Annotated in this window: 5 protein-coding genes; 2 read left to right on the plus strand and 3 right to left on the minus strand. The window is 71.9% G+C overall.

Features of this window, described 5'->3' with window-relative positions; genetic code table 11:
* Positions 1-86: 86 nt before the first annotated feature.
* The gene (locus ABZ471_RS47230; protein WP_359075337.1) at positions 87-1,709 is read right to left on the minus strand and encodes a ubiquinol-cytochrome c reductase cytochrome b subunit; all 1,623 of its coding nucleotides are present in this window, start codon (positions 1,707-1,709) and stop codon (positions 87-89) included.
* A 468-nt stretch (positions 1,710-2,177) separates the two neighbouring features.
* Entirely contained in the window at positions 2,178-3,707 is a 1,530-nt protein-coding gene (locus tag ABZ471_RS47235) for an FAD-dependent monooxygenase (RefSeq protein WP_359075333.1), read from the minus strand.
* 991 nt (positions 3,708-4,698) lie between these two features.
* On the opposite strand from ABZ471_RS47235, the gene ABZ471_RS47240 reads away from it, so the two are divergent.
* The gene (locus ABZ471_RS47240) at positions 4,699-5,115 is read left to right on the plus strand and encodes a hypothetical protein (RefSeq protein ID WP_359075334.1); all 417 of its coding nucleotides are present in this window, start codon (positions 4,699-4,701) and stop codon (positions 5,113-5,115) included.
* On the plus strand, positions 5,112-5,294 hold the full coding sequence (locus ABZ471_RS47245; protein WP_359075335.1) for a hypothetical protein: 183 nt from the start codon (positions 5,112-5,114) through the stop codon (positions 5,292-5,294). Before ABZ471_RS47240 ends, ABZ471_RS47245 begins: the two co-directional genes overlap by 4 nt.
* 163 nt (positions 5,295-5,457) lie before the next feature.
* Here ABZ471_RS47245 and ABZ471_RS47250 read toward each other — a convergent pair.
* Positions 5,458-6,741 (minus strand): adenylosuccinate lyase family protein (locus ABZ471_RS47250; RefSeq protein ID WP_359075336.1); only part of this gene is annotated, 1,284 nt, incomplete at its 5' end.

Raw genomic sequence — 6,741 nt, forward strand, 5'->3', positions numbered from 1 at the left:
GAGCAGTGCTCTGCTCACCCGCGCCGCGGTCTTCGGCCCCCTCGCGCGGGGGGCGTGCCGTCAGCCGGTCGGTTGCCCCGCCGGTCTCACGTCCCCGAGGCGGAGCCGTGGCCGCTGGACTCCAGTTCTCCGCCGGCGGCGTGCCCGTCGGGTGCGTGGCCGTGATGCTCCAGGGCCTGCTGCATCTCCTGCGGTGTCGGGGTGGCGACCTGTCCGCCGAACAGCCAGCGGCTGAGCCGGTGGCGCAGTGCCTGCTTGCGGCTGCGCGGGTTGGGCACGCCGTCGTGTTCCGGCTCGGGTGCCGGCAGCACCTCGGGGATCTCCCTGGACAGCAGGGTGTACTCCCGCTCGCGGTCGAGGCGTTCGTGCACCTCGACGAACTCGCCGTGCGGCAGCCTCTTGATCCTTCCGGTCTCCCGGCCGTGCAGGAGCTTGTCGCGGTCGCGCAGCTGCAGGCCCAGGCAGATCCTCTTGGTGACGATGTACGTGAGCGCCGGGACGAGGAAGACGCCGATCCGTACCGCCCAGGTGATCTGGTTCAGGGACAGGTGGAAGCGCTCGGCCAGGATGTCGTTGGCGCCGCCGAAGAACAGCACCAGGTACAGGGCGATGAAGGCGCAGCCGAACGCGGTGCGTACGGGCTGTTCGCGCGGCCGGTCCAGGAGGTGGTGCTCGCGTTTGTCGCCGGTGACCCAGGTCTCCAGGAACGGCCACAGGGCGAGCACGGTCGCCATCACGGTGGGTACGACGACGGCGGGGATGATGACGCCGAGGTTGACGGTGTAGTGGCCCGCGATGGTGAACTCCCAGGCGGGCATCGCTCTCAGCGCGCCTTCGAGGAAGCCCATGTACCAGTCGGGCTGGGAGCCCTGGGAGATCTGGTCGGGGCGGTAGGGGCCGAACCGCCACACCGGGTTGATGGAGGCGATGCCTGCCATCAGCGCGAGCAGGCCGAAGATCATGAAGAAGAAGCCGCCGGCCTTGGCCGTGTAGTTCGGCACCAGGGGCTGTCCGACGACGTTGTTCTCGGTGCGGCCGGGGCCCCGGAACTGGGTGTGCTTGTGGTAGAAGACCAGGATCAGGTGCACGACGGTCAGGGCCAGCATGATGCCCGGGACCAGCAGGATGTGGAAGCTGTAGAACCGGGGCACGATGTCGTGCGCGGGGAACTCGCCGCCGAAGATGAACATCTGCAGGTAGGTGCCGACCAGCGGGATGGCGAGGGTGATGCCCTCGAAGATGCGCAGGCCGGTGCCCGAGAGCAGGTCGTCGGGGAGTGAGTACCCGAGGAAGCCCTCCACGATGGCGAGGACGAGGATCAAAAAGCCGATCAGCCAGTTGACCTCGCGCGGCTTGCGGAACGCGCCGGTGAAGAAGTGCCGCAGCGTGTGCAGGCTGAGCGCGGCGATCATGGTCAGGGCCGACCAGTGGTGCAGCTGGCGGATGAACAGACCGCCGCGCACCTCGAAGCTGATCTTGACCGTGGAGGCGTAGGCGTCCGACATCACCACGCCCTGCAGCGGGGCGTAGGGGCCGTGGTAGACGGTCTCCGACATGCTCGGGTCGAAGAACAGGGTGAGCCAGATCCCGGTGAGGATCAGGATGATGAAGCTGTAGAGCGCGATCTCGCCGAGCATGAACGACCAGTGCTCGGGGAAGATCTTGCGGGCCAGGGTCCCCCATTTGTAGGTCCCGAGCCGTCCGTCCATCCAGTCGGCGATGCTTTCGCCCTGTGGCTCTTGGCGCCTGCTGCGCGGCGCCTCTTCGGTGATGCTCACTACCCGCGCGCCCTCCCCTCGCCGCTCGGCCGTCACAGGCACACCCGTCCGGCCCGTGACAGGCTGGTGGTGAGGGGTGGCCAGCAGCGGCGAAAGCGGGCCCGTGCCATTGGAGCGAGGGAACGCTATCGAGGTGCGACAGGGCCGGACAACGACGCTCGAGCCGGAGCCCGGCCCCGACTCAAGGGATTCTCAAGCGAGTTGCGAGCCGTCCCGCTGCCCGCTCGCTCCGCCCGGCGGGCCGGGACGCTCGCCCCGGTCACCGGCTCGCGCCTGCGCTCCCGGTTTTCCGCCTCGCCTTTTGGCGCGGCCGGTCGCGTTGCCCCCGTGCTCCACGGCAGCGTACGTCCGCGCCTGCCGGCGGGGGTGCTTTCGCGCGGTTCGGGCAGCGCGCGGCGCTCACGGCCGGCGCCGCTCCCCTGCGGGTGCGGTGGTCGGCCACTGCGCCGACGAGCCGGCGGGCCGCGGCCCGGGAGTGCCGGCGCCGACCCCGCTGGCGGGTACGGGCGGCGCGGCCGGGCGGCGCCGCCGCGCGTTGGGGCCGTGGGTGGTGCTGGGCGGCATGCCCGCGGCCGGGCCGGGCCCGGTGCCTGGCGGGGCAGTGGTCCGGGGCCGTTGGTGCAGGAGCGTCGCCGTGTGCGGACCGGCGGCCGCGGCGCCCGCGATCCGGCCCGCCCAGCGCCTGCCGAACCGGGCCGCCCAGCGCCTGCGCCGGCCGGGCCGGGCCGGCACGTCGCTGTTCCCGCCTGCCGCGCGCAGGTTTCGGGCGCTCAGTTTCCAGGCGGGGGCCACGTGATGGGCCAGGGCCCGGCGCAGCCGGTGGCTGAGGCCGGTCGCGGTGCCGTGCACGGTCAGCATGCAGTCGAGGACGAGCGCGCACTCCACGGCGAGCGTCATGCCCTGGCCGTGGGCCGCATCGAGGGTGGCGAGGGCGTCGCCGACGACGAGGAACCGGTCGGGAAAGCGGCGCAGCTTCTCGTAGCGGCGCCACCGGTGGGCGCCGGGGGTCCAGCCGTAGACCGGGCCGAGGGGGGTGGCGGCCTCGATGACGTCGCGCAGCAGGGGGTGGCGCAGGGCGCCCGCGGCGCGCAGCAGCCCCGCGTGGTCGGTGGGCGGCGGCTCGCCGTCGCCGGCCCACAGCGACACCGACCAGCGGCCGCCCTCGACGGGGTGGAGCATGCCCTGGCGCGAATCGCCGGGCGCGGCGGCAAGGAACAGGCTCTTCCAGTCGGCGACATGGCCGACGGGCGGCGCGAACACGGCGGAGGCGCAGGCGGACGGGGCGGCGGTCACCGATTCCCGGGGCGGCTGGTAGCCGAGGGCGGCCAGCCACTGGGGGGCGCGCGAGTCGTGTCCGGAGGCGTCCACCACGAAGTCGGCGGATATCAGGTGCGCAGGGCCGAGGCCGCCGGGCGCCTGCCGGTGACGGCCGCGCACCCATACGCCGGTGACCGTGTCGTTGGGGCCGCCCTGCAGGGCTACGACCTCGTGCTCGTTGAGGAAGGCCACCTTGGGCTCGGCGCGCAGCCGGTCGCGTACCACCGCGTCGATCAGGTCACGGCCGGCGCTCAGCATCGAGTGGCCGGTGTCGTGGCGGGGCAGCCAGCCGTCCGGGCCGAGCAGCAGCATGTCCGCCGGCATGCGGACGCGGACCGCTCCGGCGCGCTCGAGGTCTGCTGCGATGCCGGGGAACAGCTGCTCCAGGCCCTGCTGGGCGGCGGTCATGAGGCGGTGGGTGTGGCGTGCCTGGGGTACGCCCCGGCGGCGTCCGGATCCGGGCGGCGGCCGGTCGCGTTCGATCACGGTGACCCGGTCCATGAAGTGGGCCAGGGCCCGGGCCGCGGTGAGCCCGGCGAGGCTCTGGCCGATCACCACGGCATGACCGTGGCCGTGGCCGCCGCCGTCGGCAACAGGTGCGTGAAGACTCAACTCGGCCGCCTCCCCCGTGCGTTGTGGTTGCATCATGCGGCGCGCGGCGCTTTGCGCGGCAGGGTGCGCCCGGCCGCCGCCGGTGTGCGGTGGCGCGGTGGTGTGCGCGCGGGGCACCGTCCGTGCGCGCGGGGGCCGGGGGGCGATGTGCCTGGTGGGGGCGCAGGCCGGTAGGGTCCGGCAGCGGCCGCCGGCGGCCCGCTCGGGGTGCCGGGCAGGCATGGCGGCTCGAGCGATCCTCGAGGCGGGCGCGACAAGGGCTTTGGCGGGCGTCGAGTGCGCGGGCCGGGTGGCGCAGGGCGACGGGCGGGCGCGGACGGGCGCGGCCGTGCGTGGGGGTGTGCGGTGGTGTGTGCGGCCGGCCGGGTGTCTGACATCGCGTGACCTGGCCGCCCGGCCGTGAATCTGGAGTTCCACTTTAGCGGCGATCCATTGCGAATGGTGAACGTTGACACCTTCAAATGTGCCGTGAAACTCTCGCAGTGCACCCGTAGTTACGTCCGGGCAGCATCGGGGGCAGGGAACGCACATGACGCGTTATATCCGCTGAACACCTCAGGGCCTGTGCTCGCCAGGCCAGATACGAACTCTCTGCCACATTCCCCGACTTGGGCCGTCCGGTCACCACCGCGACGCCTTTTGGCGGTCTCGGCATGGAATCCGGCCGGCTATACCGAGCCTCCCTCTCCCCAGGGGCCAGCCCAGCTGCAGCAATCAGCGGGGGGAATTCATGTGATCCGTGATCGTTGCAGGGCGAGCCACCTCATGAAGGAGATCCATGGAGGAGTTTCACGCATGCCCCGGAAGTCATACCCGGGAACTCCGCGCTGCCACCGGGTCCGTCCTCTGCGCCCCGTGCATCAGGCAGTTGGAGAGCAACCTGCGCACGCTGGCCCGTCTCTATCAGGAGAGCCTGCATCACATATCGCCCATATCCAGGCGGATGAGTCAGCCGAAGGTGTCCGGGAGCCGTAGCAGGGACCACCTGAACATGTCCGCGCTCGATGCCCGGCACAACATCCTCGCCGTGCTGGAGTCGTGGTCGCAGTTCGTCGTGGAAAAGCTCGGAAAGGCTGTGCCCGCCCGGTCCGTTCCGCACCTGGCACGCTTTCTGCTGGTGAACGTCGCGTGGCTGGCCGGTCAGCCGCCGGCTGCCGACTTCGCAGACGAGATCGAGGGCCTCAAGACGGAACTGCTGCGGACCATCGATCCGGGCCCCGGTGATCTGAATGCGCTCGTCACGTGTGTCGTCGACAACTGCACGGGGACGATCAACACGTCGTCGCAGAGCATCAGGAACGCGGGAAAGAGCAGCATCGGGTGTTCGTCGGGACATACCTGGGAATTGCACGAGTGGATTACCCTGCGGCCGCTCATGGATCGGCAGCGAAAGGCGGTCGGCGCATGACCAGACCGCCACGCCACAGGCTCGTGCCGACGAATGTGGCCGCTTTGGCGGCGGGTGTGTCCGAAGCGACCATCCGCAAGTGGGTGAGCCGGGGGAAGATCAAGCGCTACGGCACACCGGGCCGGTCGGAGTTCGACATCGACGAACTCACGCAGATCGCACTGCGGCGCCGGCCCTGAGGCCGTAGCCGTAGGTTTTGGTGGTCGTGGTGTGCGCGCAGGTCGGCGGGGTATCTGCGGGCGCGGGCGCGGCCGCCCGGCCGTGGGCGTCGAGGGTGACGTTCACCGGCCGGGCGGCCGCGCTGCCATGCGAGGGGGCGGCGTGGTCCTGGTGGTTGTTCCTTCAGTCCAGTGAGCGCGAGAGTGCACGGTCCGTCAGCACTCCCGCGGCCCCGGTGTACGCCTCGGCCGTGAACAGGTCGGCCACGGGTGCGCCGGCGAGGGCGGCCGCTGTGCGGGGATCGTTGCGCAAGATGGCGGCCAGGGACTCGCCGGTGCGCGCCGCGTGGGCGGACGCCTCGTTCAGCAGCTGCCGTGCCCGGGCCTTTCCGAGCAGCGGCGATAGATGGGCGGCGATCCGCTCGGAGACGATCTGCCCTCCGGTGATGTCGGCGTTGGCGCGCATGCGCTGCGGGTCCACCGACAGCTGGGAGGTCAGCTCCACCGCCTGATGTGCCGCTCCTCCGGCCAGCCGCAGCAGGGCGCGCAGGGGCTCCCATTCGGCGTGCCAGGCGCCGGCGGAGCGTTCGTCCTCGCTCGGCATGCACGCCAGCACGCTCGCCGCGAGCTGCGGCGACTGCAGGGCGGCGGAGCGTATGGCGGCCGCCAGTACGGGGTTGCGCTTGTGCGGCATCGCCGAGGAGGCGCCGCGGCCGCTGGGGGCCGGCTCGTGCACCTCGCCGACCTCGGTGCGGGTCAGGGACAGCACATCGACGGCGATCTTGCCGAGGGCGCCGCACAGGAACGCGGCGGCCGTGGCCAGGTCCACCACGGGGGTGCGCAGCACGTGCCAGGGCACGAGCGGTGCGGACAGTTCCAGTTCGGCTGCGAACGTCTCGGTCAGCTCCTGGACGTAGCGGGCGGGTTCGGCGTCGGGCGCGTACTCCAGGTAGCCGGCCAGCGTGCCGGCGGCGCCGCCGAGCTGGACGGGAAGTCCCCGCGTGCCCACCTCGTCCAGTTTCTGTGCCGCGTCCAGGACGAGGTGGCGCCAGAGCGCCGCCTTGAGGCCGAAGGTCGTGGGCACCGCGTGCAGGGCCAGGGTGCGGCCCGCCATGAGGGTGTCCCGGTGCTGTTCGGCGAGGCGGGCCAGCGCCTGTTCGACGCGTTCCAGGTCGGTGCGGATCAGCCGCAGGGCGCGGCGGGCCACCAGGACGGTGGCCGTGTCGAGGATGTCCTGGCTGGTGGAGCCGCGGTGCACATAGGCTGCGGCGTCCGCGTCCTGGGCGGCCACCAGTGCGGTGAACTCCCGTACCAGCGCCACCACCGGGTTGGCGGACTCGCGGGCCTGCCCGGCCAGGGCCGCCAGGTCGAGGCGGTCGGCCCGCGCCGCCCGGGTGATCACCCGGGCGGCGGGAGGTCGGCAGCGGGGGGGGGGAGGTAAGAGTGGAGGGGGAGACGGGTAGGTATA

The organism is Streptomyces sp. NPDC005728, assembly GCF_040630895.1.
Lineage (GTDB): Bacteria > Actinomycetota > Actinomycetes > Streptomycetales > Streptomycetaceae > Streptomyces.

What these genes read in the sequence shown, in the direction of transcription:
- ABZ471_RS47230 (WP_359075337.1), bottom strand. Translation starts at nt 1,709, where the DNA reads ATGGACGGACGGCTCGGGACCTACAAATGGGGGACCCTGGCCCGCAAG.
- ABZ471_RS47240 (WP_359075334.1), top strand. Translation starts at nt 4,699, where the DNA reads ATGTCCGCGCTCGATGCCCGGCACAACATCCTCGCCGTGCTGGAGTCG.
- ABZ471_RS47245 (WP_359075335.1), top strand. Translation starts at nt 5,112, where the DNA reads ATGACCAGACCGCCACGCCACAGGCTCGTGCCGACGAATGTGGCCGCT.